The organism is Sphingomonas fucosidasi (assembly GCF_036663855.1).
Classification (GTDB): domain Bacteria; phylum Pseudomonadota; class Alphaproteobacteria; order Sphingomonadales; family Sphingomonadaceae; genus Sphingomonas; species Sphingomonas faeni_B.
In genome coordinates, this window is sequence record NZ_JAXOJR010000016.1 from 1 (window position 1) to 25,941 (window position 25,941).

Below are 25,941 nucleotides of genomic sequence, written 5' to 3' on the forward strand. Positions count from 1 at the left end.
TCTGGAGGCCTCGAGGCGGTCAGAGGGCAGGATTACGCCTTGTTCGGCTCGGGCGGTCGCTCAGAGGAAAAACCGCCACCGTCCAGGCGCTGCTCACGGGTTTCCACACGCTCTGCACAATTTTCGCCTCGATCCGAAAACGGCGGAAAACCGGGCTGCACGGCTATGCAGAATTCCGATGCGGAATAGGTCGCGGTACCGGATGCTCACTGGACACAAGCGAGTGGCCTGAGTCCATCGCCAGCCCATCCTTTCACGGATGCCGAACCGCGTGCAATCCTGTATCTCGGCGTCATGAGCGACGCACAATTGACGCTGGATCTGGACGGGTGGGAGGGGCCCCTCGATCTGCTGTTGTCGCTTGCGCGCGGGCAGAAGGTCGATCTGCGCAAGATTTCGATCCTTGCGCTGGTCGAGCAGTATCTCGCCTACGTCGATTCCGCGCGCGCGCTGAAGCTGGAACTGGCGGCGGACTATCTCGTGATGGCGGCGTGGCTGGCGTATCTGAAGTCCGCCTTGCTGTTGCCGCGCGATCCGCTCGCCGAGCCGGATCCCGAGGAACTCGCGCTGCGGTTGCAGCTTCGGCTCGAACGGTTGAGCGCGATGCGCGAGGCCGGCGCGCGGCTGATGGCGCGCGATCGGACCGGGCGCGACGTGTTCGCGCGAGGCGCGCCCGAGGGGCTGCGGACGGTGCGGAAAGCGGCATGGCAGGCGGAGATCTTCGACCTGATCGCCGCCTATGGCCGGATTTCGGCACGCACGCGGCCGGTGATGCATGTCGTCGCCGACCGCGAGGTGATGACGCTGGAGGCGGCGCTGGAGCGCGTGTCGATTCTCGTCGGCGAACGGATCGACTGGAGCGCGATCGAGAGTTTCCTTCCCGAAGCTGGAGAGCGGTTGCGGCGATCGGCGCTGGCGTCGAGCTTCGTCGCGGCACTCGAACTCGCGCGGCAGGGTAAGATCGACCTGCGCCAGGCCTCGCCGTTCGCGCCACTCTATCTGAGAGCGCGCGCGTGATGCCGCCGGATGATTTCGTGCGGGTGGTCGAGGCGGTGCTGTTCGCGGCCGAGACCCCGCTGACGATCGACGCGATCCGCGCGCATGTCGGGGCGGGCGATGTCCGTGCGGCACTGGATCGGCTCGCCGCGGACTATGCCGGGCGGGGGATCGGCATCGTCCGGCGGGGCGATCGGTGGCAGTTCCAGACCGCGGCGGACATGGCGCACATGCTGCGCCGCGACCGCGAGGAGCCGCGCAAACTCAGTCGCGCTGGCATCGAGACGCTGGCGATCATCGCCTATCACGAGCCGGTCACGCGCGCGGAAATCGAGGCGATTCGCGGGGTGCAGATTTCGAAGGGGACGCTCGACGTTCTGATGGAGGCGGGCTGGGTCAAGCCTTCGGGGCGGCGCGAAGTGCCGGGGCGGCCGCTGATGTTCGCGACCAGCCCCGAATTCCTCTTTCATTTCGGGCTGGCGAGCCGCCGCCACCTGCCGGGGATCGACGATCTGCGCGCCGCCGGGCTGCTCGATCCGGTCGATCTTGCCTTCGATCGGCTCGAAGATAGCGAAGATGGCGTGGGGATGGCGCAATCTCTGGCATTGAGGCGGGATGAGCCTTAGATAGGGTTCAGTTTTCAGGAGAATGGCCATGGGCGGTTTTAGCCCGATTCACTTGCTCGTCCTCGCGGTCGTCGCGATCCTCCTTCTTGGCGGCGGTCGCTTTTCCAGCCTGATGGGTGACGTCGCCAAGGGTGTGAAGAACTTCAAGAAAGGCATGTCGGAGAACGACGACGAGACGCCGGCAAAGCCATCGGCACGGATCGAAGCGCAGAAGTCTGCCGATCCCGCGTTCGATCGCGACGGCAATCGCGTCCGCGACGACCGTCCTGCCTGAAGCGATCGTGCTTGAAGTTGGCAGAGTTGAAGACCCTAGATAGGCGCGGCTGAATGTTCGATATCGCGCCCTCCGAGTTCCTGCTCGTGGCATTCGTCGCGCTCGTCGTGATCGGTCCGAAGGATTTGCCCAAGGCAATGCGCGTGGTCGGCTATTGGGTCGGCAAGGCGCGCGGCGTCGCGCGGCAATTCCGTTCGGGTTTCGATTCGATGGTGCGCGAGGCCGAACTCGAGGAGATGGAAAAGCGCTGGGCGTCGGAAAACGAACGCATCATGCGCGAGCATCCCCAGACGGGTTCGGACGGCGCGACCGATACCGCGCAGGTCGTGCATTCGCCGGAGACCGACGAGTACCGCCGCGATTATAGGTCTGCGGATCATGCGGACGGAAATGATGCGGGCGGAAATGATGCGGGCGGGGATCATGCGGCGGGCGATCATACGGACGAACCGGTGATGGTCGAGAAGCCGGTGGTCGCCGCCGCTCCGCCGACGGTATCGTCGACGCCGGCGCCGGCCGATCCGGAGCAGCCGCCGATCGGCCATAGTGGTTCGGATCTGTCCCACACCCCCCTGGATACGCCAGCTTCGACGGCTCCCGCCCGCGAAGACAAGACCGGCAAGTCCGACGTGGCGCCGTCATGAGCGAACCCGCCGTGATCGCCCAACATAACGCCGAAGGCAGAGCATGAGCGAGATCGACGCAAGCCGGGCGCCGTTGCTCGACCATCTGATCGAGCTCCGGCGGCGGTTGCTATATTGCATTGCCGCACTGATCGTGACGTTCGGGATCGCGATGTATTTCGCCGAGGATATCTTCGGCTTTCTGGTCCATCCGCTGCTCGCGGCTGGGCAGAACAAGGTGATCTATACCGAAATCTTCGAGGCGTTCTTCGTTCAGATCAAGGTGGCGTTCTTCGCGGCGATGATGCTGTCGTTCCCGGTGATCGCGAACCAGCTGTGGCAGTTCGTGGCACCCGGCCTCTACAAGAAGGAGAAGCGCGCGCTCCTGCCGTTCATCCTCGCGACGCCGGTGCTGTTCCTGACCGGCGCATCAATGGCCTACTACATCGCAATTCCGATGGCGCTGCACTTCCTGCTCGGGTTCGACGGCATGGTCGGCGGTATCCACCGCGAGGCGCTGCCGGCGATCGGCAATTATCTGTCGTTCACCATGCAGTTCCTGTTCGGCTTCGGGATCTCGTTCCTGCTGCCGGTCCTGCTGATGCTGCTGGAGCGGGCAGGCATCGTCACGCGGAAACAGCTGATCGGCGCGCGGCGTTACGCGATCGTCGCCGCGTTCGCGATCGCCGCGGTGCTGACGCCGCCGGACATTGGCTCCCAGTTGCTGCTCGCGATCCCGCTGGTTATCCTGTACGAGCTCGCGTTGATCGGGATCTGGTTCACCGAGCGCAGTCGGGCGAAAGCCAAGGCGATCGAGGGCGACTCCACCGATATCGTCGAGAGTTAAGAGCGCAGAAGGCTTACATGGAAACGGGGCCCGGTGCATGTGCACCGGGCCCCGTTCCGTTATCAAAAGCGCAAGAGCTTACTTGGCGCCGTCTGCGGTCTGCGCGACGGTCCTGCCTGCCGATGCGACGTCCTTGCCCGCACCCTCGACCGTGTTGCATGCCGAAACCACGAGCGCGCCTGCGACGACGACCAATCCAACCAACTTACGCATAATAATCCTCCTAGAAGGGCACGAATGCCACCCCGGCTGGAATGTTCGGGATCGGAATTCGTTCCGACCGGCCGCTCCGTTTTTGCGATATTCCAAGAGCTTGGCCCCGGCGACCGGCGCCTAAGTTTAAAGGCCCGGCCACATCACCGGGGGGGGGAGGGTGATGCGTCCGGGCCTATGACTTGGACAGCGAGAGCGGGGGGGCATAAAGTCGCTGTCCGATTTACTGAACGGCGACCGCGCCGAAGTGTTCCGTGCTTGAGACGATTATCCGAAAAAAATCTAAGGCTAACAAGCGTTAACCGCGTGGTGTCGACTTTTAATCAATCGCGGCCTTTGATGGCAAATGCGATTTCATACGCCCCGATCAAGGGGTCGTGGTGAAGGGGAGAGCGCAACTGCCGCGACAGCCCCTCCATGACGCGACCATATCGCGCTGCGGCCTCACGCAGGGCGTCGCTTTCCACCAGCGCGCGCGAGACCACGCGAAGCAGTGCCCGCTCGGGGACATCGGCAGGTTTGACGACGATCCGAATTTGCGCCGCAGGATCGCAGGACATTGCGAGCTCGATCGTTTCGGTCGCCAGGAACGCGATCGCCACCGCGACGTCCTGGCTGACCAGATACGGATCGATATCGAGCGTGATGCCAAGCCCATGCGACCGATCGGATGCAGTCGCGCGAATATTCGCAGAGAGCTCGCCGATCATGGTGCGCAGGTTCAGCCCGCGATTTTCCTCCAGCTCGGCGAAGTGGTTGCGGTGCACGACCGCCAGCGCGTCGACGCGGCGCTGGATCGATGAATAGGCCGCGGTTGCGTCTTCGCTCGGGGCGCTGCGGGCATGAAAATTGATGAGACTGGAAATGACTTGCAGGTTGTTCTTTACCCGGTGATGGACTTCGCGGGTCAGCTTGGTTTGGCGCACGAGCCCTTCGGCCAATCCTGCTTCATGCAGCGCCACAGTCTGGCTGATGGCCTGAAATGTATCGCCAAGCTCGCGGATTTCCTGGGCGGGCAAGGTCCGCACCGCACCGAGATCGAGCGCTTCGCCCGGCGTGAACGCTGCGACCGCACCCCGCAGGCGGCGAAGAGGCCGGATCAACAGACGATCGACCACGAACCATGCAATGCTGGCCGCCGCAATCCACATCAGCAACGGCAGCAGCATCGCGACCACCAGCGACGACGTTACCGGAGCACTGCGAATGCTCGTGCGCAAGGCGATCCCCGCAACCCCGAGGTCGGTTCGCATCGTCTCCATGCGATCGAGGGGCTTCTCGTCCGGAATGGTCTCGAGCGCCAGCGCATCTTCGTCGAGCACGAGCGCACTGCTGAAAGTCAGTGCCGCGCTCGATGGCCGACCGATCTTCTGGAGAAAGGGCTGCGGGAAATAGGCGCGGGCGAATGTGTTGCCGCCTGGGCCCGAGATCGCCAGCACCAAACCGCGGTCAGGAATAATGTCGGCGGTGATCGGCATGTCGTCGCTGCGCAGCGCAGCCGGCATGGGGATCGGCGTGCCGCACAGCACGGTTCCGTCACGCTCGGTGATGACGAAACGCGTCCCGGCTGACGATTGCTGAGCGAACACGCCTTGGGCGCGGGCGCAACTCGGGGCGTCTGCCGGATCGTTGCCCAGCGCATTGACCGCGACCCGGAGCGCCGTCATGTCGCCGACCAGCTCGATGGCAAGAGCGCGGGCGCTCTCGTTGGCCGTTACCCGGAGGCGAGCCCGCGCTTCCGTGTCGGCAAGTCGAGTAGTTTGAAACGTCGCGAACACGGCGATCAGCGCCAAGGGCAGCAGGGCTGCACTCAGGATCAGAAACAACTTCGCGCCGGTCGGTAGGCGCCCCATTGCCGAGATCAGGCGCGTTTCACGGTGAAGACCAGATTGGTCACCGGCTTCTAGGGGAGACGGCTGAACGCGATCGGGGTCGGGGGGCGAGGCCATGCGGCCCGCCCTCAGTCGAGCTTGCCGAGAAGGTCCAGCAGGTCGTCCGGAATCGCTTCATCAACGGTTTTCTGATAAACCGAACGCAGAGCCGAGCCCATTTGCTGATCCTTGTCCGGCCCCTTTACGGGCTTTGTGACTGGCACTGTATTCTGCGTGTCGTGGCCCAAACTCAAAACTTCCCCCTGCACGACGCGAACCTGATCATCTGGCATACCATGTCACAAAAGGGCGATGTGCATACCCGCCACGACGGACGTCGGGCCAGCTGCGAAGTCGCCGAATATGTCGGTGAAACCAAACACGGTCTCGATAGTTCCACGTTTAAGCGAAAATCGCATCTCCGTAGTTTGTCAGCGCATATGTCTTGCCGACGCATAGGGCGAAGATGTGGTTTTTCGGCCACCGCCATTGCAATGACACGAGCCGCCCGACACATGAGGGGCCGCACAGGATCAGGGAGTATTCGTTACCCATGTCTTTAGGACAGCAACTCGCACCGCACCTTCCCTTTTTGCGGCGCTATGGCCGGGCCCTGACCGGCAGCCAGATGCATGGCGATAAATATGTGCGCGCGACCCTGGAAGCGATCGTCGCCGCACCGGAAGAATTCCCGCGCGACGTAGACCCGCGTCTCGGCCTGTATCGGATGTTCCAGGTCATCTGGAACTCGGCCAATTTCGATGAAGTCGCGGACGAAAGCGTCCAGGACTCCGGTGGTAACGAGGCCGTCGCCCGGGCGCGTTTAGCCCGCATGACGCCTTTGTCGCGCCAGGCCCTGTTGCTGACCGCGATGGAGGGCTTCACGCCCGAGGACGCCGCGTACCTGATCGAAGTCGATACGAGCGAGGTCGACGATCTGGTCGCCGACGCATTGTCGGAAATCGAGAACCAGACGCGTGCGAAGGTCTTGATCATCGAGGACGAGCCGATCATCGCGATGGACATCGAAACCATCGTTCGCGATCTTGGGCACGACGTGACCGGGGTCGCCGTTACCCGCGACGAAGCGGTTGCGCTGGCGATGGAAACGCGGCCGGGCCTCGTGCTCGCCGACATCCAGCTGGCCGACGACAGTTCGGGCATCGACGCGGTCAAGGACATCTTGGCCGAGTTCGAGGTTCCGGTGATTTTCATTACCGCGTTCCCCGAGCGGTTGTTGACCGGCGAGCGTCCCGAGCCGACGTTCCTGATCACCAAGCCTTTCCAGCGTTCGACCGTGAAGGCTGCGATCAGTCAGGCATTGTTCTTCGACCAGGCGACCGTGCCGACGGCCTAACGGACACGGTTCGTCGTCAACTTTTTCCAACCGCTTGATTGGGCGGCGATATCGCTGCATCTTGGGTCCGCTTCCGTAAATGGTTGCGGACCCAAAACGGTTTTCGGGGGTTTACTCGACATGGCTGACCCGAACGAACGTATCCACATCAAAACCGAAGATGCTCGCGCCGGCTCGACGCCGCACATGACGCGATACATCTTGGGCATTTCGCTGGTGCTGGTCATCGCGATATTCGGCTTTCTCGTTTTTCGCTGACATAAGTTAGGACTGCACGGCTGGCATTGCGGTCGTGAACGCCTATGTTCGCCGTCACCGGGTTCCGCTTGGTGAAAAGTGCTTACGGTGACGTGCCCGAAAACACGTGACCGAAACTGACAGGATTTCCATGGTACAGCCTGCTCCACATACCGATGACGAGGACGATATCGACGAAGTCGTCGCGCCGGTGGAGCACGTCTCTCTGTCGGATGCGGAGTTCAAGGTTCAACTCGCGCAGGTCATTCCCCATTTGCGTGCGTTCGGCCGATCGCTGTCAGGCAGCCGCGATCTCGCCGATGATCTGGTCCAGGAAACCCTGCTGAAGGCTTGGGCTGCGCGTTTGCGGTTCCAGGCTGGCACCAACATGCGGGCATGGACCTTCATCATCCTGCGCAACCTGTATCTGTCGCAGATGCGTCGCGCGCGGTTCAAGGGCGAATGGGACGATCTTGTCGCTGATCGCATCCTTGCCGCGCCAGCGAGCCAGGATCGACATGTCGAGCTGGGCGATATGCAGCGTGCGCTGATGCATCTGCCGCAACCACAGCGCGAGGCGCTGATTCTGGTCGGAGCGGGCGGTTTTGCCTACGAAGAGGCTGCTGAAATTTGCAACGTTGCGGTCGGGACAATCAAGAGCCGGGTCGCTCGAGGCCGTGTGGCACTCGAAACGATCCTGACCGATGGCTCGCTGCCGTCGCGTCGCGACCATGAGACTGACACGAGTAAGACAGCGCTGGATTCGATCATGGGCGATGTCGAGCATCTTAGCCGCGGGCGCTGATTCTCGGTCCGAAGGTTAAGATGCTTGGTGTCTCAGTGGTGTCGAATATTTGCACCGTCGAGCGACCGCAGCAATCGTTCCATATCTTCCGGTAGCCTCGGCTGGGGCCCGAACGCATCGCGCAGCGAAGTGCCGATGACGTCGGTCGGTCTCGGCCGGCGGACAACGTGCTGGCCTTCGGCTTCGCGGCTGATGGTAAGGAATGAATAGGTCATGCTGGCAATAACGGCTAAGTCGATGATTTGTTGCTTTGTCGTGTAAAGTATGAACTGAATTCTGTAGTGTTGCGCGATGAGCAGCACGAATACTGAACACGCGATAAACGACGCGCTCGACCGAGCGCGACTTTGGTCTCCTTTTCTCGCGATGATTCTCGACCGCGAGCCGGTACTCGCCCGTGCGCTTGCCGAAGGGCGGCTCGATCTTGGCGCATCCAGTGCGACGCCCGACATGGCGGTTGCCAAACGGCTCAGGCTCGAACGGCGCGCGATGGCATTGAATGTCGCGATCGGCGATCTTGCGGGCGTGCTCGACCTGACCGCGGTCACCGGTGCGCTGACCCGGTTTGCCGACCATGCGCTCGATACCGCGATCCGGGCCGCGATCGAGGAGCGGACGCCCGGCGCGGAGCCGCTCGGCTTCACCGCGATCGCGCTCGGCAAGCAGGGCAGCGGCGAGCTCAATTATTCGTCCGATATCGATCCGATCCTGCTGTTCGATCCCGTGACGCTGCCAGTGAAGCCGCGCGAGGAGCCCGAGCAGGCGGCCGTGCGGATCGGCAGGCGCGTCGTCGAGCTGCTCCAGGCGCGCGATGGCGACGGCTATGTGCTGCGCGTCGACCTGCGGTTGCGGCCATCGCCCGAGATCACGCCGATCGTGCTGCCGGTCGAGGCGGCGATCGGCTATTATGAGGCGCAGGCGCTGCCGTGGGAGCGCGCCGCGTTCATTCGCGCGCGCGCAGCGGCGGGGGATGTCGCGCTGGGCCGGCGGTTTCTCGATGCGATCCGGCCATTCGTCTGGCGGCGGGCGCTCGATTTCGGCGCGATCGGCGAGATACGCGGAATCTCCGCACGGATCCGCGATCATCATTCGCAGGGGCAGGCGTTCGGTCCCGGCTACGACCTGAAGCGCGGGCGGGGTGGGATACGCGAGGCGGAATTCTTCGCGCAGATCCACCAGTTGATCCACGGCGGGCGCGATCGCAGCGTCCGCGCGCCGGCGACCCGCGATGCGCTCGCGCGACTGGCGGACGCGGGCTGGATCGGCACCGACGAGTCGCGGGCGCTGATCGACGGCTACACGCTGCTGCGGACGATCGAGCACCGCGTGCAGATGATCGACGACCGCCAGACGCACGCGCTGCCGCCCGGGGAGGCGCTCGACCGCGTGGCCAAGCTGCACGGGCTGGAGAATGCCGGCGCGCTGCTGGCGTTGCTCGCCCCGCGGGTGGCGGCGACCGGCCGGATCTACGACGCGCTCGACGACACCGCGCGCCCCGCTTTCTCGCATGACGCGGTGACGCTCGAGACCGATCTCACCGCTGCCGGGTTCGACGAGCCCGAGCCAGCACGCCGCCGGATCGAGGCGTGGCGGGGCGGGGCGTATCCGGCGCTGCGCAGTCCGGCTGCACGCGAGGCGCTGGAGGCGGTGCTGCCGACGCTCGTCACGGCGTTCGCGACCGCGCCGGTGCCGCAGGCGGCGTTGCTCAGGCTAGATGCGCTACTCGAACGCCTGCCGAGCGCGATCAACATCTTCCGCCTGCTGGAGGCGCGACCGGGGCTGGCGACGTTGCTTGCCGCCATCCTCAGCCATGCGCCGACGCTTGCCGACGATCTCGGTCGGCGCCCGGATCTGCTCGACGGGCTGATCGACGCGACCGCGTTCGAACCGGTCGGCGATATCGCGGCGCTGAAGACGGCGATGCGCGCGGGCGAGGTCGGGGGCGACTACCAGGCGCGACTCGATCATGTCCGCCGGGTCGTCGGCGAACTGCGGTTCGCGCTCGGAGCGCAGATCGTCGCGGGCGCGTCCGATCCGCTGCACGTCGCTGCCGGCTATGCGCGGGTCGCGGAGGCGGCGATTGGCGTGCTCGCGCGCGCGACGATCGACGAGTTCGCCAAGGCGCATGGGATCGTGCCGGACAGCGAACTCGTCATCCTCGCGCTCGGCCGGATGGGCGGCGCGATGCTCACGCACGCGTCCGATCTCGACCTGATCTATCTGTTCACCGGCGACTTCACGGCAGAGTCGAATGGTCCGAAGCCGCTCGGCGCGACCCTGTACTACAACCGCCTCGCGCAGCGCGTGACGGCGGCGCTGTCGGTCGCGACGGCGGCGGGCCCGCTCTACCAGATCGACACGCGGTTGCGGCCGTCGGGCGGGCAGGGGCCGCTGGTCGTCACGCTCGACAGCTTCGCCCGCTACCAGCGCGAGGATGCGTGGACCTGGGAGCACATGGCGCTCACCCGGGCGCGGCCGGTGTTTGGCTCGCCGGACGCGCGCGCTGCGGTCGCGGACATCGTGCGGGGTGTGCTCGAAGGCGATCGCCCGACGCGCGACGTGGTCGTCGAGGCGAAGTCGATGCGCGCGGACATGGCGGCGCACAAGCCGCCCAAGGGACCGCTCGATGCCAAGCTCCTCCCCGGCGGCCTCGTCGACCTGGAGTTCGCAGTGCACGTCGTTCAGCTCGTCAACCGCGCCGGCTTCGACCCCAATCTCGGTACCGCGATCGATCGGCTGGCGACCGAAGGCCTCGTCCCGCCCACGTTGCGCGCCGCGCATGACGTGCTGACCCGGTTGCTGGTCACGCTCCGCCTCGTCGCGCCCGATGCCGCGCCGCCGGGGCATGCGACGGAAGAGCTGATCGCGCGCGCGATCGGGGTCGCGGATTGGCCGGCGGTGGTTGCCACGCTCGAATCGACGCGGCAGGAAGTCCGCCGGTTCTGGGCGCAAGTGACGGGAGAGCAGGATGGATGAAGGGTCGAAGATTCCGGACGTGACGGTCACGGTTGACGATGCGGGCAACGAGGCAGCCGTGTCGCTGGCGAGCCTCGGCGCGCCGCTCGTGGTGTATTTCTACCCGAAGGACGACACCTCGGGCTGCACCACCGAGGCAAAGGACTTTTCCGCGCTCGCCGATGCGTTCGACGCGGCGGGGGTGAAGGTCGTCGGCATCTCGAAGGACACGCCCGCCTCCCACGCGAAATTTGCCGCCAAGCATTCGCTTACCGTGCAACTCGCCAGCGATGTCGACGGCGTTGCCTGCGAGGCGTTCGGCGTCTGGGTCGAGAAGGCGATGTACGGCAAGAAATACATGGGGATCGAGCGCGCGACGTTTCTGTTCGGCGCCGATGGCACGCTGGTGAAAGCGTGGCGCAAGGTCCGCGTTCCGGGCCATGCCGACGCGGTGCTGGCGGCCGCAAAGGCGCTCTGAACTGCGGGCAGTAAAGGGCGGAGATTCGAAGATATTCCGTCGGCCGTCGGCCGCGTTCCGCGATCGTTCCCTGCGCGAGGCGGGCGATTCCATCAACTCGCCGTATCAGTCTGCCGCTCCGGCGCGCGAACGGCGCCTCGCTCTTGCCCGTCGCGGCGGTATCCGGCCTAACTCCACCTGTCTGGTGCGCGGAGGGGCTGCGAGTCAGGACAGAGTTTCGGAGCCGTCCGCCTTGGGCGAACGGCCCTGCATTTTTTTGTCGGGGACCAATGGTCGATTTTACCACTGCAGCCATCGTGACACGCCTCAAGGCTGTGTTCGCGGTGCGTAAATTCTCTTCGATCGGGCAATATGCGATCGCTGCGACGATGGGCGTCGCCGGGTTCGCTTCGACCGCAGCAGCGCAGGCCGGGGGGCCCGCCAAGACAGTCGCAAGCCAGGCGCACGGCGTCCAAGCCGCGACCGGTGGTCCGATGATCGCCGCCAACACCGAGGAAGCCACCGCCGATCTCCGCGCCGACGCGCAGTTCCGCACGCTGTTCCAGACCTGGAAGAAGCTCGATGCCACCCAGCAAGGCGTTATCGCGATCCCGTCGGTCCAGCCGGTCCACTCGCTTTCGTTCACCAGCAATTTCGGGATCCGCTCGGATCCGTTCCGCGGTACCGCGGCGATGCATGCCGGCGTCGATATCCCCGGCCCGGTCGGCACGCCGATCTATGCCACCGCCGACGGCGTCGTCGCGCACGCCGGTCGTCAGGGCGGCTACGGCAATCTGGTCGAGCTGAGCCACGGCAAGGGTATCGCCACCCGCTACGGCCACCTTTCCAAGATCCTGGTCGCCGACAACACGCGCGTGACCCGCGGCCAGCTTATCGCGCTGATGGGCTCGACCGGGCGTTCGACCGGCCCGCATCTTCACTATGAAGTCCGTATCGACGGCCACGCCGTCAACCCGATCCCGTTCCTGACGACCGCGGATTATCTGCTCGCCGCACAGGACCGCTCGGTCAAAGCGATCCCCGTCTCCACCGGCGGCCCCGCCGCGCAGGACTGATGTGGACGCAAGCGTAAGCGCTAATGTAGGCCGCACCCCCTTCATCCCGGCAAAAGCCGGGACCTCGACCCACGGGGACGGATTATCAATATCCGGCCACCCATTACCGCCCGTACCGTCATCCCAGCGGAAGCTGGGATATCCCACCACGGGGACGGACCATCAGAATGAGAGCCCAGCTTTCGCTGGGATGACGGGCGAGGCGGCGGCGCCGGTCCTACGGTAAGGCACCGGTGCCGATCCTACGCCCAGGCAGCAGCGCCGGTCCTACGGGCGAGCCACGGATGCCGATCTCGGAACCTTCCGGACGCTAATCCCAAGGTTGCCGCCGCTCCCCCAACCCCCTATCTCCAAGCGATGGCAACGCTGGCTCCCGACATCATCCTCACCCCCTCCGCTGCGGCGCGCGTCGCGGCGATCGCCGTCAAACAGGGGAAGCCGGCCATCCTCCGGCTCTCGGTCGATGGCGGTGGCTGTTCCGGGTTCCAGTATAAATTCGGGTTCGCCGACTCAGTCGAATCCGATGACGTCATCGCCGAGCATGACGGCGTGAAGCTCGTCGTCGACAGCGTCAGCATCGATCTCGTCCGCGGGTGTGCGGTCGATTACGTCGAGTCGCTCGCCGGCGCCGCGTTCAAGGTCGAGAATCCCAACGCCGCATCGGGTTGCGGCTGCGGCTCCAGCTTCTCGGTCTGATCCGCCCCATGAAAATCGTCACGTACAACGTCAACGGCATCAAAGCGCGGTTGCCGCGGCTGATCGAGTATCTCGTCGAAGAACAACCCGACATCGTCTGTCTTCAGGAACTCAAGTCGAGCGACGACACCTTCCCGATCGCGGACATAGAAGCGGTCGGCTACGGCGCAGTCTGGCACGGCCAGAAGACGTGGAACGGCGTCGCGATCCTCGCAAAGAGCGGCACGCCCGTCGTCCGCCAGCGCGGCTTGGAAGGCGAACCCGAGGACGAGCACAGCCGCTACATCGAGGCGGAAATCGACGGCCTGATCGTGGCCGCGCTGTATCTCCCCAACGGCAATCCGCAGCCGGGCCCGAAGTTCGACTATAAACTGCGTTGGATGGACCGCCTCGCCGACCGTGCGCGCGTGCTGCTGGCCGAGGAAAAGCCGGCGATCCTCGCGGGCGACTACAACGTCATCGCCAACGACGACGACACCTACTCGATCCGCGCGATGCAGGATGATGCGCTGATGCAGCCCGAAAGCCGTGAGCATTACCGTGCGCTCGTCGCACAAGGCTGGACCGATGCGCTCCGCACGCAATTCCCCAAGGGTGGCGTCTGGACGTTCTGGGATTACCAGGCCGGCGCATGGCAGCGCGACGCAGGGTTCCGGATCGATCACCTGCTGCTCAGCCCGCAGGCCGCCGACCGGATGATCGATGCCGGCGTCGACAAGGCCTATCGCGGCCGCGAAAAAGCCAGCGACCACGCGCCGACCTGGGTCCGGTTGCGTTGACGCGCCTAATCCGCGTCGCGCTGGCGGGTGTTTTGGTTGCGAGTGTTGGCTTCTCGGGTACGGCATCGGCGCAGGAGCGCGAATACTGCCCGGACCGGCCGGGGCTCGATACGCCTGCCTGCACGATCGCCCCGGGTCGCGTCTCGGTCGAGACGTCGCTGGCAGACTGGACGCGCGACGACCAACCGGGCTCGCGCGAGGACGCCATCCTGTTCGGCGATACGCTCGTCCGCGTCGGCGTCAGCGACACGATCGAGGCGCGGATCGGCTGGACGCCGTTCGGCCATGATCGCATGCGCGACTCGACTGGGACCGACTCGGTGGACGGGGTCGGCGACGTTTCGCTAGGGATGAAGGCGAACCTCCACCACCCGGACGGCGCGGATCTGTCGGTATCGGTGTTGCCGTTCGTGACGCTGCCGGTCGGGCGGTCGTCGATCGGTGCGGGCGATTGGGGCGCGGGGTTTCTCGTGCCGTTGACCTACGAACTGTCGGACTCGGTATCGCTCGACCTGACGCCGGAGATCGATGCGGCGGTCGACCAGGACGGCAATGGTCGGCATCTCGCGTATAGCTCGACAGCCGGCCTGTCGGTCGAGGTCGCCAAGACCGTCACGCTGACCGGCGAATTACAGGCGTTGCGCGACAACGATCCGGAGAAGCATGCGACGCAGGCGCTCGCCGCGCTCTCGCTGGCGTGGATGGCGAACGATGATCTCCAGTTCGACATGTTCGGCGCGGCGGGGCTGAACGGCGATACGCCCGACGCGCGGGTGTATGCAGGGATATCGCGGAGGTTCTAGATGCTGGTCGGCCTGCTCCTGCTGCAAGCGATAGCCGGGCTGCCGCTCCCGCCGGAGCTGCGCAAGCGCGCGCCGCGGGCGACGATGCCGTGTCCGGTGCAGGCTGATCCCGATGGCGAGATCGTCGTCTGCGCGCGGCCGACCGATCAGCGCGTCGCCAAACTGGCCGAGCCCGTCCAGCCTGCGCGCGGCGATCCGCTGTCGTTTCGGCTGCCGGGGGGAGGAACGGGCAATGTCCACGCCATTCGTACCGAACTGCCCGGTGCGAGCGGGCAGGGGGGCGCGGTGACGCTGAAGATGCCGTTCGGCAGGGGGAAGCGGGAGTAGGGCCGCGCGCCCTGCGTCATACTGACGCCTCCTGTGATCCTTACGCCTGCCGTTATCCTGACGAAAGTCAGGACCCAGGGTTCAGAATGCTGCTCTGTTGGGCTCTGGGTCCTGACTTTCGTCAGGATGACAACCTTTAGCGGCCTTTCCCTCGCTGCGACGTTCAGCGGCCTTGGCCCCCTAGAGCGGCCGCTCGTACACCTGGTACACCTTGTTAACCCGGCTCTCGATCGTCTCCGCGATCGACCGCATCCCCTGGTTGTCGTCCAGAATCCAGCCGATTTCCGCGCGCTTCGCATCATAATGCTCGACCGACGCACGGCGGATATATTCGATCATCATGAAGGCCAGCTGGCTCGCCATCCGCGACGCCTGCAACTCCTTCACCACGCCCATCAGCGGCACGCGCACCGTCCGCACCTTGGGCTTGCGCAGCCACCACAACAGTTTCGCCCAGCCGAACGGGAGCAGGCTGCCGTTCAGCGGCTTGATCGCCTCGTTCAGGTCGGGAAGCGTGATCATGAACGCGACCGGCTTGCCGTCCAGCTCGGCGATCCGGATCAGGTCGTTGAAGACGATCGGCTTCAGCTTGACGCCAACGTCCTTGATCTCCGGAGGGGTCAAGGGCACGAACCCCCAATTGTCGCGCCACGCGTCGTTGAGGATAGACAGGATGATCGCCGCCTCTTCCTCGAACTTGGTCTTGTCGACGTTGCGGACGGTGATCCGCGGGTTCTTCTCGCCCGACTTGATGATCCGCTGGACGATCGGTGGGAATTGCTTCGTGACGTCGACCTCGTAGGTCATCAGCCGCTTGACCGGGCGATACTGCGCCCATTCGATCCAGCCGCGATATTCGCGCTTGGCGTGGCCCATCATGATCGTCGGCGGATGATCGTAACCGTCGATCAGCAGCCCCGGCTCCTCCCAGATCGACATGCTGATCGGCCCGAGCACGCGCGTCATGCCTTGCTCACGCAGCCAGTCCTCGGCGCGGGCGAGCAGCGCCTGGAAGATGTCCTGCCGTTCGGCTTCCATCAGCCCCCATTGGCCGACGCCGGGACCGAAGCCCTGCTCGGGCGGCATCGTCAGCGCGAGCGTATCGATGTGCGCGGAGATGCGGCCGACGACCCGGCCGTCCTCCTCGGCGAGGAACAATTGCGCCTTGGCATGGCTGAACCAGCCGTTCTTGTCGGGCGTGATCAGCCCGAGCGCCTCGGACTTCAGCGGCGGCACCCAGTTGGGATCGTCGGCGTAAAGTCGGAACGGGAGATCGATGAAGATTTTCCGGTCCTTCTTCGTCTCGACCGGACGGATCGTAAGCTTAGCCATGTGTCGTTCCCGAAAACGCAGTCGCGCGTGTCTAGCCAGCGTCCGGCGTAAAGGCGAGTGACACGTGCGTCATCGCGGCAGCCGGTCAGAGTGATCGGGTTTCCTCGCGCCGAGACAAGCGCGCAACCTGTAAATGCCACGCTGCGGCCACTATCTTCGGGCAATGGACATGCCCATGGATACCTCGCTCAGCCTCGCTCGCGGCACGGCCGCTCCAGCCCCAGCAACACCCGGTGCGGGTGTCGTGCGTATCGCCGACGACAAGGCGATGCTGCGCGCTGCGGCGGACCTGACGCGCGATCTCGTGAAGCCACGGCCGGCGGTGTATTGGGGCGACCTTATCGCGTCGATGGTGCTGGGCTATGGCGCGCTGTTCGTGGCGGCGACGAGCGACTCGACGGCGGTGGCGGTGATCGCCGCGATCGCGTCGGTGCTCGGGCTGTACCGCGGGCTGAGCTTCATCCACGAAGTCAGCCACATGAAGCATGCCTCGGTACCGAACTTCCGGCTCGGCTGGAACATTCTCGTCGGCGTGCCGTTGCTGACGCCGTCATTCATGTATGAGGGGGTGCACAACCTCCATCACGCCAAGACGCGCTATGGCACGGTTGAGGATCCCGAATATCTGCCGCTGGCGCTGATGAAGCCGTGGACGTTGCCGCTGTTCATCGTCGTGTCGGCTCTGGCGCCGATCGCGCTGATCATCCGGTTCGCGATCCTGTCACCGCTTTCGCTGCTCTCGCCGAAGCTGCGGACGATGGTCGTCGAGCGCTATTCGGCGCTGGCGATCAACCCGCAATTCCGCCGTCGTGCGCCCGAGGGTGAGGCGAAGGCCTATTGGAACCGCCTCGAGGTTGCGGCGAGCCTGTGGGCGATCACGCTGATCGCGATCACGGTGACGGGCGTGCTGCCGCTGCGTGCGTTCCTGACGATCCTGGGCGTCGCCTCTGCGTTCGCGGTGCTCAATCAGGTCCGCACCCTCGTCGCGCATCTTTGGGAGAATGACGGCGAGCCGATGACGGTGACGGCGCAGTATCTCGACACGGTCAACGTGCCGCCGCCGGCGTTGCTGCCCGCGCTGTGGGCGCCGGTCGGACTGCGCTACCACGCGCTGCATCACCTGCTGCCGGGGCTGCCCTATCATGCGCTGGGCGAGGCGCATCGCCGGATTTCGGCCGAGCTGGACGCGATGTCGCCGTATCACAAGGCGAGCTATCCGGGGTTGCCGGGGCTGGTGAGCAAGATCGCCCGCAGCACGATGGTGCGCCGCTGATCTAAGCGTGTTTCCCCGCGAAGGCGGGGACCCAGACTGGGCTCCCGCCTTCACGGGAGAACAAGGACTAGCAGGATGCCGTCCGGTTATTCCTCGGACCGGATCAGCACAGCTTCGCCGATCAGGAAGAACAGCAGGAACGGCGCCCAAGCGGCGAGAAACGGCGGATAAGCCCCAAGATTGCCCATCGCCAACGCGAAATTATCCGCGACGAAGAACGCGAACCCCAGCCCCATACCGATCACCGCGCGCACGAACAGCTTGCCCGATCGGGCGATGCCGAACGCCGCGACCGCGCCGAGCAACGGCATCAGCACCGACGACAGCGGCCCCGACAGCTTGTGCCACAACGACCCCTCGAGCGCCTTGGTCGGCCGCCCCGCGTCGGACAGGTCGCCGATGGCCGCCTTCAGCGCACCGAATGACAGCCCGTCCGCATCGACGCTCGCCAGCGTGAACTGATCCGGTCGCACGTCCTTCGCGATCACCACCGAGCCGAGATTGGTGACCGAACCGCGCGCTACGTCGAACCGCGTCGCCGGCCCGATCAGCCAGCCGCCACCGGGCGCGAGCTTGCCGTGATCGGCGCGCAGGATGGCAACGAGGTTGCCGCCGGTCCGATCGTACAGCGTGATCCCGCCAAGCCGGGTCGCATCGCCGCGCCCGCGGATCTGCGCGACCTCGATCAAATCGTCGCCGTCGCGCACCCACACGTTCGCGCGGTCGCCGCGATCGATCGGCAGCTTGCCGTAATTCACCTTCTGCCACTGGTTCAGTGTCGCGGTCGAGCGCGCCACGACCCGGTCGTTGAACACGAAACTGATCACCGCCACGCCGAGGCTCGCCACCAGCAGCGGCGCGAGCACCTGATGCGCGGAGAGCCCCGAGCCCTTCAGCGCGACGATCTCGCTATTCTGGTTCATCGTGATCAGCGTCAGGATCGTTCCCAGCAGCACCGAGAAGGGCAGGAACCGCGACACGATCTGCGGCACGCGCAGAGCGACATATTGCCAGATCTGCGCGTCGCCATTGCCGGGAAAAGCGAGAATGTCGCCCGACTCGCTCAGCAGGTCGAGCGCCTGGAGCACCAGGACGAGCGCGGCCAGTACGGCGAATGTCCGCACCAGGAACATCCGCCCCATGTAGATCGCGACCGTGCGCGACGGGAAGAAGCTGACGGTTTTCATGCGGTCTTGCTCGTCTGCGACTTAGGCCGGAAGCCCGGAATGCGCTTGGTGATGGCCTTGAACGTCTTCGAGAAGACGCGTTCGAGCGCGCCGATCGGTTGCCCGCCGGGGACGTAGGCGATGGTGTAGTACATCCACAGGATCAGCCCGGCGAAGATCGTGAACGGCACCCACAGCGCGATGATCGGGTCGATCCGGCCGAGTTCGCCGACGTCCGCGGCATATTGGTTCACCTTGTGATAGGTGACGATCATCACGATCGACAGGAACACCCCGAGCGCGGACGAGGATCGCTTGGGCGGCACCCCGAGCGCGAGCGCGAGCAGCGGCAACAGGAACATCGTCGCGACCTCGGCAAGGCGGAAGTGGAACTCCGATCGGCTGCCGTCGCGTTGCTCCAGCGTCGCGCCGCGCTGACCCTGCTTGGCCAGCTCAGGCAGCGTATATTCGAGATTACGCCCGCCACGGACACGAAAACTCTCGAACTTGGGCAGGTTGATCGGCAGATCGTGGCTGGTGAAGGTCAAAACGCGGGGTGTCTTGAACTCGGGCTTGTTGTGGACGAGCGTGCCGTTCGCGAGCCGGAAGGTGATGACGTTGGGATCGTCGGTCGCCAGAAACTTGCCCTTCTCCGCGGTGACGCCCAGCCAATCGCCAGTCTGGGTCGACGCATGGACGAAGATGCCCGACAGTTCGCGGCCCTTGTCCTTGCTCTCCTCGATCCGCAGCGTCATCCGCTGGCCGAGATTGGTGAACTCGCCGACCTTGATCGACGCGCCGAGCGCACCGGTGCGCAACTCGAACCGCAACCCCTCGTAATAATAGCGGGCGATCGGCTGGACGTAGCCGACGATCGCCAGGTTCAGCAGCGCCAGCGCGATCGTGTACATGTATGGCACGCGCAGCAGCCGGTTGTAGCTCATGCCGACACCGCGCAGCACGTCCAGCTCGGACGAAGTCGAAAGCCGGCGGAACGCGAGCAGGATGCCGAGCATCAGCCCGATCGGAATGCCGAGCCCGAGATATTCGGGCAGCAGATTGGCGAGCATTCGCCACACGACGCTGATCGGACCGCCCTGCGTCGCGACGAAATTGAACAGCCCGAGCATGCGATCGAGCACAAACAGCATGACGGCGATCAGCAGCGTCGAGAACAGCGGCACCGCGATCAGCCGGGCCATGTAGCGGTCGATGGATTTCATGCGCGGGTTGGGCTCGGTCTGCTGGGTCGCGCGGGTATAGAGGGGCAGGGGCGAAGCGTCATCCCCTATCGCCGCATCAGTGAACGATCATTCCGCGGCGACCGGATCGCGCTGAGCGGTGGCCGTGGAGTTGGTGCGATCCGCTGCGATTGCCGTCGCCACGGCGCGCTCCAGACCGTTCAACGTGAAGGGTTTGCGCAGCACGTCGTGGCCACCGAACTGCGCGACGTTCACCTCGCCCGCAAAGCCGGTGACGAACAGCACGGCGATGTGCGGATAGAGCGGGGAGAGCGCGGCGATCATTTCGGGGCCGGTCTGGCGCGGCATCAGCACGTCGGAGATGATCAGCCCGATCGCCGGGTTCGCCGCCAGAAGGGCGGGTGCGGCGAGCGGGTCGTCGCAGGGAATTGCGCGGTGGCCGATCTCCTCCAGCGCGCCGATCGTCGCGGTCAGGACGCGCGGATCATCCTCGACGACGAGGATATCGAGCATCGCGGGGGGCGCCGGTACGGCGGGTACGACCTCGGTCGGCAGCGCGGGCGTGGGGGCGGCCATGACGTCGACGACGCGCGGCAAATAGAGCGTGACCGCAGTCCCTTCATTTGGGGCCGAGACGATCCCGACCTCGCCCTGCAACTGCTGGACGAGCGCAAAGATCTGGCTGAGGCCGAGCCCGGTGCCCTTGCCGACTTCCTTGGTTGTGAAGAACGGCTCGAATACGCGCTCGGCGACGTCGGGTGTCATGCCGCAGCCATCGTCCGCAACCATGATCGTCACGTAATCGCCCGCCGCGCACCGCCCGACCTGTTCCGCCGCCAGCGTGGTTGCGCCGGTAACGATCGTCAGCGTGCCTCGGCCGTTCATCGCATCGCGCGCGTTGACCGCGAGGTTGAGGACCGCGTTCTCCAGTTGGACACGATCGGCGCGCACGCAACAGCCTGCAGCTTCGTCTCGCGCCACCAATGTGATCGCATCGCCCAGCGTCCGGTCGAGCAGGTCGGACATGCCCGCGACCAGCGCGGCGGCGTCGATCGGCTCGGGCTTCAGCGAATCCTCGCGGCTGAAGGCGAGGAGGCGGCGGGTGAGCGCAGCAGCGCGGTTTGCGCCTTCGGTGGCGCTGTCGATGTGCCGACGCGCCGTCATCGGATCGGCGGCGACGCTGCGCCGGGCAAGCTCCAGCCCGCCCAGCACTACCGCCAGCATGTTGTTGAAGTCGTGCGCGATCCCACCGGTGAGCTGGCCGACCGCTTCCATTTTCTGGATTTGACGCAGCTTGGCCTCCTGCACGCGCAGTTCCGCGGTGGCGGCTGCGACGGCGGCGGTCAGCTCGTCGGCCCGCTTGCGTTCCAGTTCGGCGTCGGCGAGCGCGGAGGCACGCTCGCCGACCGCGCGGATCGTGAACCAGCCCAGCAGGATCGCGCCCAGCACGATCAGTACGCCGAATATCGCGAGCACGCCCGCGACCCAGCTGGACCGCTCGACCGACCTCATCGCTGCCGCCGTCCGCTGATCGAGCAGCGCGCGCTCGCCGGCGATCAGCGTGTCGAGCGTCGTGTTGATCTCGATGAGCGTCGGTGCTTTCCGCGCCTGGTAATAGCGCGCGAGCGCTTGCCCGTTCTTGCCGTAGCTCGTGTTGAGCGCGGTCATCGACAGCTCTCGCCCGCGCGCATCATAAGCGGCGCGCAGGCGATCGATCCGCGGTTGCTGTTCGGGATTGTCGTTGGTGATGCGGTCGAGCCGGTCGATTTGCGTGCCCGCCAGCAGCCATTCGTCGAAATACAACTGGCCGAGCTGCTTGTCGCCGCTGATCACGTACCGCCCGAGCGACGCCTCCGACCGCGCGATCGTTCCCGACAGCGTGCGCGCCAGGATCATCACGTCGTAGCTGTGCGCCTGCAGTTCGAGTGCGCGGTCGCGCTGGCGGTTGGCGTTGCCGAGCGTCACGATGAGGGCGACAAGCACCACCGCGCCGAGCAGCCCCATCACGACCAGCGTGACGATCCGCCAGGTCGCTCCGCCCCCCAGGGCCGCGGTCTGGGCTTCGCTTCGCATCACCCGGCCATCCTAGCGCGTCGTTCCCCCCGCGCAATGCGTTCGATCTTTGGCGAGGCGGTCCTTCCGATCCTCCCCCGCAAGGGGGAGGTGGCACCGAAGGTGACGGAGGGGGAGGACGCGGAACAGAGGTTACCCTTTCCGCCCCCTCCGTCTGGCAAGCGCCAGCCACCTCCCCCTGGCGGGGGAGGATCAAGGATCAGCCGATCACCCCAACCGCACGTCCAGCCGCTTCGAACATCCCCAAAATCGTCGTGACCTGCTCGTCGGTATGCTCCGCGCACAGTGAGCACCGCAGCAGGAACGTCCCCGCAGGCGTCGCGGGCGGGCGCGCCATGTTCACGTACAGCCCGCCCTCCAGCAGCGACTGCCAGATCGCGATCGCCTGTTGCTGGTCGGTCAGGATCACCGCGATGATCGCCGAATCCGACGTTTCCGTGCCGAGCTTGAACCCCATCGCCTTCAGCCCGCCGTGCAGCCGGCGCGCATTCTTCCAGAGCTGTGCGCGCTTGTCGTGTGCGGTCATCAGTTTGCGGATCGACGTCGCGGCGGTGGCGACCACCGACGGCGGCAGCGAGGCGGTGAAGATGTACGGACGGCAGGCGAACCGCACCATTTCGAACTTCGGGTGGTTCGACACGACGAACCCGCCGACCGTGCCGACCGACTTCGAGAACGTCCCCACGACGAAATCGACCTCGTCGGTAAGCCCCATCTCCTCGTACACGCCGCGCCCGTTGGGGCCGAAGAACCCCATCGAATGCGCCTCGTCGACCAGCACCATGCAGCCATGCTTCTTGGCGACCGCGACCATCTCCTTCAGCGGGGCGATGTCGCCGAGCATCGAATAAACGCCTTCGAGCACCACCAGCTTGCCGGCCTCCTTCGGCAGGCGACCGAGGCGCTTGTCGAGATCGGTCACGTCGTTGTGGCGGAAGCGGACGATCTCGGCGTTGCCCTGCTTGCAGCCGTCGTAGATCGAGGCGTGGCTGTCGGCGTCGAGGATGACGTATTCGCCCTTGCCGGCGAGCGTCGAGATGATTCCGAGATTGGCCATGTACCCGGTCGAGAACACGATCGCGCCGGTCATGTCGTAGAAGTCGCGCAACGCCTGTTCGACGTCGACATGATCGTGGAACGTGCCGTTGAGCATGCGGCTGCCGTTGGTGCCCGACCCGAACGCGTCGAGCGCGTCCTTGCCCGCCTGGATCACGTCGGGGTCGAAGGTCATGCCCATGTAGTTGTAGGTGCCGAGCAGGATCGTGTCCTTGCCGCGGATCACCGCCTGGGTGGGCGACTTCACCTCGTCCATCACGATCGCGAACGGATTGCGCACGCCACTGGCGATCAGCGCCTCGCGTTCGGCGATGAGCGCGTCGAATTTCGACATGAGATCGCGTTCGGGCGCGACCTCGGGAGCGTCGACGGGGAGGGCGTGGGCGGTGGTGGCGGCTTCGGTCATGTTAGATTCCACGAGGTTGGAATGTGTCGTCTTTTCCCCCCACCCCGTTCGGGCTGAGCGAAGTCGAAGCCTCGCCTCACGGGGCACCCTTCGACTTCGCTCAGGGCGAACGGGGGAGGGTAGTGTTAGGCGGCCTTCAACTTCGCGACCGCATCGACCAGCTGGCCGACCGTCTCGATCTCGGCCTGCATGTTCATCGTGATGATGATGTCGAATTCGTCCTCGATCGCGGCGACGAAATCCATGACGGTCAGGCTGTCCCACTCCAAGTCACCCTGGAACGTGGTCGCATCGCTGAGCGCGACGCCCTTCTTGTTGAACGGCTCGATCTGCGCGGTGACGGTGTCGTAGATCTGCTGACGGTCGCTCATGCTATTCCCTTCGGTGTCGCACACATCCCTGACAGGAAATTGCGGCGGCTTTTCGGCGCTATAGCAGCCCGGCGGCGCGATACCACGCCGCGGTTTGCGCAAGCGCCTGTGGGGTCGGGACCGAAGGCGTCCAGAGCGCAGCCAGCGGCGGCTTGTGCGAGACCCAGTCGGGATGACAAAAATAGCTGACCCGGTCGCGTGTCAGCTTGGCCTTGCGGCGGCGGATAAGCCTGTCGGCGGCGGATGCCAGTTTAAGAAGCGCGCGCGGTGTCGAGAAAACCTTGACCGACTTGCCCACCGCCCCGTTCACCGCAGCGCCGATCGCTCGTGCGAAGTCGCGATTGTCCCAACCGTTCGGTACGCCGTCGTCGGGCTCCATGATCGACGGCGCATCGGCACTATCGGCGAGCGCGAGCAGCAGCGCGGTCAGGTCCTCGACATAGAGCAACGAGACGCGCGTGCCGGCCGGGGGCATCGGCACATAGCCGGACCGTGCCGCCTTGAAGACGTCGAGCAGCTCGTGATCGCGCGGGCCGAAGATCGCGGGCGGGCGGACGATCGTCCAGTCCAGCCCCGATGTCTGGACGCGCGTTTCCGCCTCCGCCTTCGACCAGCCATAATTCGACAGCGTCGGCTCGCGCGCGGCGAGCGAGGAGACGTGGACGAAACGGCGGATGCCCGCCGCCCGCGTCGCCTGGAGGATGCCTTCGGTGCCGGCGATATTGCCCTTGCCGAAGCCGGCCCGGTCGGGGGCGTTGACGACACCGGCGACGTGAATCACCACGTCCGCGCCTTCGACCAAGGTCGCGAGGCTCTTGGGGCGATCGAGCGCGCCTTCGATCCAGGTCACGCCGATACGCTTGGCCTGGGGCTTCCGGGCGAGCGCACGGACAATGTGCCCGGTCTCCAGCGCATGGTCGATCAGGTGGCTGCCGACGAACCCGGTGCCGCCGGTGATGGCCAGGATCATGACAGCGCTCCAGAGGTAAACACCGCGACGCTAGTCATAGGAGCGCCAAGTGATTCCGGTGCACCAGCGCAGACCGGGGCGCGTAGCCAAGGATCGCCGCATGCTCTTTGCTATGCCGTCCGAGCAGCCGCGCAGTTTCCGCCGCGTCATACTCCGCGAGCCCCCGCGCGACCGTCCCGGCAGGCCCCTCGATCGTCACGAGATCCCCGCGCGTGAAGCCGCCCTCAATCCGAGTCGCCCCGGTAGCAAGCAAACTCCGCCCCTGGCCGAGCGCCGCCGCAGCCCCCGCATCGACATGGATCGCACCCTTCGCGGTCAGTCCGCCCGCCAGCCAAGCCTTCCGCGCAGATGCAGTCCGTTCGGCAGTGAAGATCGTGTGGCGGGCAGGGGTGGAGAGTGGATGCTCGATCCGCCCCGACGCGATTGATAGTGGGATGCCGGCACCGGTCGCGATCCGCGCGGCGGCGATCTTCGAGGCCATCCCGCCCGAGCCCATCCCCGAGCCGGACCCGTCGTCCGCCATCCCCGCGACCGCGTCGATGCGCGGGACGCTGGCGATATGAGTTGCGGACGGATCGGCATGCGGGTTCGCGGTGTAGAGCCCGTCGACATCGGACAGCAGGATCACACCCTGCGCGCCGGCCGCCTGCGCGACGCGTGCGGCGAGACGATCATTGTCGCCGAACCGGATCTCCTCGGTAGCGACGCTGTCGTTTTCGTTGATGACGGGGATGACCTTGAGCGACAACAGCCGGTTGAGAGTCGCGGCGGCGTTGAGATAGCGGCGGCGGTCTTCGAGGTCGTCGAGCGTGACCAGCATCTGCGCCGCGTTCAGCCCCTGCGCGGCGAGCAGTTCGGCCCAGACCTGGCTGAGTGCGATCTGCCCCGTGGCGGCTGCGGCTTGCGCGTCTTCGAGACTCGCCCGGCCCCCCTTGGGGAGACCTAGACGCCGAGCACCGAGCGCAATCGCGCCGGACGAGACGATGGCGACTTGCTGGCCTTCACCAGTCCGAGCAGCAATGTCGGCCACAAGGCCCGTAAGCCAGTCCCGCCGAACGCTTCCGTCAGGATCGACCAGCAACGCCGACCCGATCTTAACGATCAGCCGCGTACAAGACGAAGGCGGAAACATCACTGCTCCCTCTCCCCT

At 65.4% G+C, this 25,941-nt stretch carries 27 protein-coding genes and 1 pseudogene; 16 read left to right on the top strand and 12 right to left on the bottom strand.

Features of this window, described 5'->3' with window-relative positions:
- Nucleotides 1–294 precede the first annotated feature (294 nt).
- The 5 genes and pseudogenes from U1737_RS19790 to tatC all read left to right on the top strand — a co-directional run bounded on the left by U1737_RS19790 (nucleotide 295) and on the right by tatC (nucleotide 3,366).
- Nucleotides 295–1,017, top strand: a complete 723-nt coding sequence (locus tag U1737_RS19790) for a segregation and condensation protein A (protein ID WP_248522907.1) — start codon at nucleotides 295–297, stop codon at nucleotides 1,015–1,017.
- Nucleotides 1,014–1,622 carry an SMC-Scp complex subunit ScpB gene (scpB, locus tag U1737_RS19795; protein ID WP_332797992.1) on the top strand — a complete coding sequence of 203 codons (609 nt, stop codon included), beginning with the start codon at nucleotides 1,014–1,016 and terminating at the stop codon, nucleotides 1,620–1,622. Before U1737_RS19790 ends, scpB begins: the two co-directional genes overlap by 4 nt.
- Nucleotides 1,623–1,650: 28 nt before the next feature.
- Nucleotides 1,651–1,896 (top strand): Sec-independent protein translocase subunit TatA, encoded by a 246-nt coding sequence (locus U1737_RS19800; protein ID WP_248522909.1) that lies wholly within the window; start codon nucleotides 1,651–1,653, stop codon nucleotides 1,894–1,896.
- Between the two features lie 53 nt (nucleotides 1,897–1,949).
- A pseudogene (gene tatB / locus U1737_RS20790) lies at nucleotides 1,950–2,384 on the top strand (Sec-independent protein translocase protein TatB); the annotation flags it as partial.
- A 199-nt stretch (nucleotides 2,385–2,583) separates the two neighbouring features.
- Nucleotides 2,584–3,366 (top strand): twin-arginine translocase subunit TatC, encoded by a 783-nt coding sequence (gene tatC / locus U1737_RS19810; RefSeq protein WP_248522910.1) that lies wholly within the window; start codon nucleotides 2,584–2,586, stop codon nucleotides 3,364–3,366.
- A 78-nt stretch (nucleotides 3,367–3,444) separates the two neighbouring features.
- Here the strand turns inward: tatC and U1737_RS19815 are convergent, their stop codons facing one another.
- The 3 genes from U1737_RS19815 to U1737_RS19825 form a co-directional block, all read right to left on the bottom strand.
- Nucleotides 3,445–3,579 (bottom strand): entericidin EcnA/B family protein, encoded by a 135-nt coding sequence (locus tag U1737_RS19815; RefSeq protein ID WP_332797993.1) that lies wholly within the window; start codon nucleotides 3,577–3,579, stop codon nucleotides 3,445–3,447.
- 323 nt (nucleotides 3,580–3,902) lie between these two features.
- Nucleotides 3,903–5,528 carry a sensor histidine kinase gene (locus tag U1737_RS19820; RefSeq protein WP_443027165.1) on the bottom strand — a complete coding sequence of 542 codons (1,626 nt, stop codon included), beginning with the start codon at nucleotides 5,526–5,528 and terminating at the stop codon, nucleotides 3,903–3,905.
- Between the two features lie 11 nt (nucleotides 5,529–5,539).
- Nucleotides 5,540–5,743, bottom strand: a complete 204-nt coding sequence (locus tag U1737_RS19825; RefSeq protein ID WP_248522912.1) for a NepR family anti-sigma factor — start codon at nucleotides 5,741–5,743, stop codon at nucleotides 5,540–5,542.
- Nucleotides 5,744–6,003: 260 nt separating this feature from the next.
- On the opposite strand from U1737_RS19825, the gene U1737_RS19830 reads away from it, so the two are divergent.
- From U1737_RS19830 to U1737_RS19840, 3 genes are all read left to right on the top strand, one after another.
- Complete coding sequence (locus tag U1737_RS19830) at nucleotides 6,004–6,807, top strand: response regulator (protein ID WP_248522913.1); 804 nt, start codon at nucleotides 6,004–6,006, stop codon at nucleotides 6,805–6,807.
- A 120-nt stretch (nucleotides 6,808–6,927) separates the two neighbouring features.
- Nucleotides 6,928–7,065, top strand: coding sequence for a hypothetical protein (locus U1737_RS19835; protein ID WP_248522914.1), 138 nt, complete (start codon nucleotides 6,928–6,930; stop codon nucleotides 7,063–7,065).
- Between the two features lie 130 nt (nucleotides 7,066–7,195).
- Nucleotides 7,196–7,849: a sigma-70 family RNA polymerase sigma factor gene (locus U1737_RS19840; RefSeq protein WP_132896205.1), complete on the top strand. Its 654-nt coding sequence runs from the start codon at nucleotides 7,196–7,198 to the stop codon at nucleotides 7,847–7,849.
- A gap of 32 nt (nucleotides 7,850–7,881) precedes the next feature.
- On the opposite strand, the gene U1737_RS19845 is transcribed toward U1737_RS19840, so the two are convergent.
- Nucleotides 7,882–8,151, bottom strand: a complete 270-nt coding sequence (locus U1737_RS19845) for a hypothetical protein (protein WP_332797994.1) — start codon at nucleotides 8,149–8,151, stop codon at nucleotides 7,882–7,884.
- On the opposite strand from U1737_RS19845, the gene U1737_RS19850 reads away from it, so the two are divergent.
- The 7 genes from U1737_RS19850 (at nucleotide 8,141) to U1737_RS19880 (ending at nucleotide 14,942) form a co-directional block, all read left to right on the top strand.
- On the top strand, nucleotides 8,141–10,825 hold the full coding sequence (locus U1737_RS19850) for a bifunctional [glutamine synthetase] adenylyltransferase/[glutamine synthetase]-adenylyl-L-tyrosine phosphorylase (RefSeq protein WP_332797995.1): 2,685 nt from the start codon (nucleotides 8,141–8,143) through the stop codon (nucleotides 10,823–10,825). The genes U1737_RS19845 and U1737_RS19850 overlap by 11 nt on opposite strands.
- Nucleotides 10,818–11,282, top strand: coding sequence for a peroxiredoxin (locus U1737_RS19855; protein ID WP_248522917.1), 465 nt, complete (start codon nucleotides 10,818–10,820; stop codon nucleotides 11,280–11,282). Before U1737_RS19850 ends, U1737_RS19855 begins: the two co-directional genes overlap by 8 nt.
- Before the next feature lie 269 nt (nucleotides 11,283–11,551).
- Nucleotides 11,552–12,337, top strand: coding sequence for a M23 family metallopeptidase (locus U1737_RS19860; RefSeq protein ID WP_332797996.1), 786 nt, complete (start codon nucleotides 11,552–11,554; stop codon nucleotides 12,335–12,337).
- 357 nt (nucleotides 12,338–12,694) lie between these two features.
- Nucleotides 12,695–13,033: an iron-sulfur cluster insertion protein ErpA gene (gene erpA, locus U1737_RS19865; RefSeq protein WP_187504898.1), complete on the top strand. Its 339-nt coding sequence runs from the start codon at nucleotides 12,695–12,697 to the stop codon at nucleotides 13,031–13,033.
- Between the two features lie 8 nt (nucleotides 13,034–13,041).
- Nucleotides 13,042–13,812, top strand: coding sequence for an exodeoxyribonuclease III (xth, locus tag U1737_RS19870; protein WP_332797997.1), 771 nt, complete (start codon nucleotides 13,042–13,044; stop codon nucleotides 13,810–13,812).
- The gene (locus U1737_RS19875; protein ID WP_332797998.1) at nucleotides 13,809–14,615 is read left to right on the top strand and encodes a transporter; all 807 of its coding nucleotides are present in this window, start codon (nucleotides 13,809–13,811) and stop codon (nucleotides 14,613–14,615) included. The genes xth and U1737_RS19875 overlap by 4 nt, the downstream gene beginning before the upstream one ends.
- Nucleotides 14,616–14,942: a hypothetical protein gene (locus U1737_RS19880; protein WP_332797999.1), complete on the top strand. Its 327-nt coding sequence runs from the start codon at nucleotides 14,616–14,618 to the stop codon at nucleotides 14,940–14,942.
- 180 nt (nucleotides 14,943–15,122) lie between these two features.
- Here the strand turns inward: U1737_RS19880 and U1737_RS19885 are convergent, their stop codons facing one another.
- Nucleotides 15,123–16,274: a GNAT family N-acetyltransferase gene (locus tag U1737_RS19885; protein ID WP_248522922.1), complete on the bottom strand. Its 1,152-nt coding sequence runs from the start codon at nucleotides 16,272–16,274 to the stop codon at nucleotides 15,123–15,125.
- Nucleotides 16,275–16,449: 175 nt separating this feature from the next.
- Here U1737_RS19885 and U1737_RS19890 point away from each other — a divergent pair, with 175 nt between their 5' ends.
- Nucleotides 16,450–17,547 carry a fatty acid desaturase family protein gene (locus U1737_RS19890; protein ID WP_332798000.1) on the top strand — a complete coding sequence of 366 codons (1,098 nt, stop codon included), beginning with the start codon at nucleotides 16,450–16,452 and terminating at the stop codon, nucleotides 17,545–17,547.
- 86 nt (nucleotides 17,548–17,633) lie between these two features.
- Here U1737_RS19890 and lptG read toward each other — a convergent pair whose 3' ends face one another.
- From lptG to proB, 7 genes are all read right to left on the bottom strand, one after another.
- Entirely contained in the window at nucleotides 17,634–18,734 is a 1,101-nt protein-coding gene (gene lptG, locus U1737_RS19895) for an LPS export ABC transporter permease LptG (RefSeq protein WP_248522924.1), read from the bottom strand.
- A complete protein-coding gene (lptF, locus tag U1737_RS19900) occupies nucleotides 18,731–19,936 on the bottom strand; it encodes an LPS export ABC transporter permease LptF (protein WP_248522925.1) in 1,206 nt (401 codons plus the stop codon). Before lptF ends, lptG begins: the two co-directional genes overlap by 4 nt.
- A gap of 87 nt (nucleotides 19,937–20,023) precedes the next feature.
- Entirely contained in the window at nucleotides 20,024–21,988 is a 1,965-nt protein-coding gene (locus U1737_RS19905) for an ATP-binding protein (protein ID WP_332798001.1), read from the bottom strand.
- Between the two features lie 199 nt (nucleotides 21,989–22,187).
- Nucleotides 22,188–23,450 (bottom strand): serine palmitoyltransferase, encoded by a 1,263-nt coding sequence (gene spt / locus U1737_RS19910; RefSeq protein WP_332798002.1) that lies wholly within the window; start codon nucleotides 23,448–23,450, stop codon nucleotides 22,188–22,190.
- Nucleotides 23,451–23,575: 125 nt separating this feature from the next.
- On the bottom strand, nucleotides 23,576–23,821 hold the full coding sequence (locus U1737_RS19915; protein ID WP_031394130.1) for an acyl carrier protein: 246 nt from the start codon (nucleotides 23,819–23,821) through the stop codon (nucleotides 23,576–23,578).
- A gap of 58 nt (nucleotides 23,822–23,879) precedes the next feature.
- Nucleotides 23,880–24,791 (bottom strand): NAD-dependent epimerase/dehydratase family protein, encoded by a 912-nt coding sequence (locus tag U1737_RS19920; RefSeq protein ID WP_248522928.1) that lies wholly within the window; start codon nucleotides 24,789–24,791, stop codon nucleotides 23,880–23,882.
- Between the two features lie 34 nt (nucleotides 24,792–24,825).
- A complete protein-coding gene (proB, locus tag U1737_RS19925; RefSeq protein ID WP_332798003.1) occupies nucleotides 24,826–25,923 on the bottom strand; it encodes a glutamate 5-kinase in 1,098 nt (365 codons plus the stop codon).
- Between the last annotated feature and the right edge of the window lie 18 nt (nucleotides 25,924–25,941).

Bases quoted from the DNA above. Each gene is read 5' to 3' on its own strand.
- proB (WP_332798003.1), bottom strand. From the start codon at position 25,923: ATGTTTCCGCCTTCGTCTTGTACGCGGCTGATCGTTAAGATCGGGTCG.
- U1737_RS19890 (WP_332798000.1), top strand. From the start codon at position 16,450: ATGGATACCTCGCTCAGCCTCGCTCGCGGCACGGCCGCTCCAGCCCCA.
- U1737_RS19825 (WP_248522912.1), bottom strand. From the start codon at position 5,743: ATGCCAGATGATCAGGTTCGCGTCGTGCAGGGGGAAGTTTTGAGTTTG.
- U1737_RS19790 (WP_248522907.1), top strand. From the start codon at position 295: ATGAGCGACGCACAATTGACGCTGGATCTGGACGGGTGGGAGGGGCCC.
- U1737_RS19840 (WP_132896205.1), top strand. From the start codon at position 7,196: ATGGTACAGCCTGCTCCACATACCGATGACGAGGACGATATCGACGAA.
- U1737_RS19800 (WP_248522909.1), top strand. From the start codon at position 1,651: ATGGGCGGTTTTAGCCCGATTCACTTGCTCGTCCTCGCGGTCGTCGCG.
- U1737_RS19830 (WP_248522913.1), top strand. From the start codon at position 6,004: ATGTCTTTAGGACAGCAACTCGCACCGCACCTTCCCTTTTTGCGGCGC.
- xth (WP_332797997.1), top strand. From the start codon at position 13,042: ATGAAAATCGTCACGTACAACGTCAACGGCATCAAAGCGCGGTTGCCG.
- tatC (WP_248522910.1), top strand. From the start codon at position 2,584: ATGAGCGAGATCGACGCAAGCCGGGCGCCGTTGCTCGACCATCTGATC.
- U1737_RS19920 (WP_248522928.1), bottom strand. From the start codon at position 24,791: ATGATCCTGGCCATCACCGGCGGCACCGGGTTCGTCGGCAGCCACCTG.
- lptG (WP_248522924.1), bottom strand. From the start codon at position 18,734: ATGAAAACCGTCAGCTTCTTCCCGTCGCGCACGGTCGCGATCTACATG.
- U1737_RS19860 (WP_332797996.1), top strand. From the start codon at position 11,552: ATGGTCGATTTTACCACTGCAGCCATCGTGACACGCCTCAAGGCTGTG.
- U1737_RS19820 (WP_443027165.1), bottom strand. From the start codon at position 5,528: ATGGCCTCGCCCCCCGACCCCGATCGCGTTCAGCCGTCTCCCCTAGAA.
- erpA (WP_187504898.1), top strand. From the start codon at position 12,695: ATGGCAACGCTGGCTCCCGACATCATCCTCACCCCCTCCGCTGCGGCG.
- spt (WP_332798002.1), bottom strand. From the start codon at position 23,450: ATGACCGAAGCCGCCACCACCGCCCACGCCCTCCCCGTCGACGCTCCC.
- U1737_RS19850 (WP_332797995.1), top strand. From the start codon at position 8,141: ATGAGCAGCACGAATACTGAACACGCGATAAACGACGCGCTCGACCGA.
- U1737_RS19835 (WP_248522914.1), top strand. From the start codon at position 6,928: ATGGCTGACCCGAACGAACGTATCCACATCAAAACCGAAGATGCTCGC.
- U1737_RS19915 (WP_031394130.1), bottom strand. From the start codon at position 23,821: ATGAGCGACCGTCAGCAGATCTACGACACCGTCACCGCGCAGATCGAG.
- U1737_RS19905 (WP_332798001.1), bottom strand. From the start codon at position 21,988: ATGCGAAGCGAAGCCCAGACCGCGGCCCTGGGGGGCGGAGCGACCTGG.
- U1737_RS19815 (WP_332797993.1), bottom strand. From the start codon at position 3,579: ATGCGTAAGTTGGTTGGATTGGTCGTCGTCGCAGGCGCGCTCGTGGTT.
- U1737_RS19855 (WP_248522917.1), top strand. From the start codon at position 10,818: ATGGATGAAGGGTCGAAGATTCCGGACGTGACGGTCACGGTTGACGAT.
- lptF (WP_248522925.1), bottom strand. From the start codon at position 19,936: ATGAAATCCATCGACCGCTACATGGCCCGGCTGATCGCGGTGCCGCTG.
- U1737_RS19880 (WP_332797999.1), top strand. From the start codon at position 14,616: ATGCTGGTCGGCCTGCTCCTGCTGCAAGCGATAGCCGGGCTGCCGCTC.
- U1737_RS19885 (WP_248522922.1), bottom strand. From the start codon at position 16,274: ATGGCTAAGCTTACGATCCGTCCGGTCGAGACGAAGAAGGACCGGAAA.